General features: G+C 66.7%; 1 protein-coding gene. It reads left to right on the forward strand.

Translation table 11 applies throughout. From position 1 onward, the window contains the following. Positions 1-255 (forward strand): ABC transporter transmembrane domain-containing protein (locus HA052_RS27295; RefSeq protein ID WP_240937603.1); only part of this gene is annotated, 255 nt, incomplete at both ends.

Here is a 255-nt window from a genome sequence, read left to right on the forward strand (position 1 = left end):
TCGTGTTACTCGCGGTGATGTGGTACTACAGCGGCTGGCTGACCCTGATCGTGCTGGTGTCGCTGCCGTGCTACGCGCTGTGGTCGGCCGGGCTGACCCCGCTGCTGCGGCGGCGTCTGGACGAGAAATTCGCGCGCGGCGCCGACAACCAATCCTTCCTGGTGGAAGCGGTGGGCGGCATCGGCACCATCAAGGCGATGGCGGTGGAACCACACATGACCCGGCGCTGGGACAACCAGCTGGCCGCCTATGTGG

It is taken from the genome of Chromobacterium fluminis (assembly GCF_011602385.1).
Classification (GTDB): Bacteria; Pseudomonadota; Gammaproteobacteria; order Burkholderiales; family Chromobacteriaceae; genus Chromobacterium; species Chromobacterium fluminis.